Consider the following 452-nt stretch of genomic DNA (forward strand, 5'->3'; position numbering starts at 1 on the left):
GCACTCACATCGCGAATCACCGACTCGAAAGTTTCCACGTTCTCTCGCCTGAATGTACCTGTGACTGCTCAGGAGCGTCGGTGGTTCTTCCGATACTAGTCTCCTCAATGAGTGTGAAAGAGTAACTCTGTCTTACGACTCGTGTTTTGTAATATTGTATTTGGATCCACTACTGCTCAATGGTTTTATCAGTCCGCTGTAAAACGAATACCTCCTATTGGCTGTGGTCACGAATACAGCATTACGAATAGCTGATGTTGACTTCGATGATGTCTGCATTCTGCCGGAGTAACTCGGGTATTTCCTCGTGGAAGACCTCTCCTTGAATTCGACTCGTCGGACCCGTTATTCCAACCGTACCGAGAATCTCTTTGGTTTCGCGGTGTCGGATAGGTGTCGCGATGCCGCGCATCCCAACCAAGCGCTCCCCGTCGTCGAGTGCGTACCCGCGA

At 50.2% G+C, this 452-nt stretch carries 1 protein-coding gene; it reads right to left on the minus strand.

The window, feature by feature from the left end; all coding sequences use genetic code 11:
* Nucleotides 1–241: 241 nt before the first annotated feature.
* Nucleotides 242–452 (minus strand): IclR family transcriptional regulator C-terminal domain-containing protein (locus AUR65_RS20075; RefSeq protein WP_233194405.1); only part of this gene is annotated, 211 nt, incomplete at its 5' end.

Source organism: Haloferax marisrubri, assembly GCF_001469875.2.
GTDB lineage: Archaea > Halobacteriota > Halobacteria > Halobacteriales > Haloferacaceae > Haloferax > Haloferax marisrubri.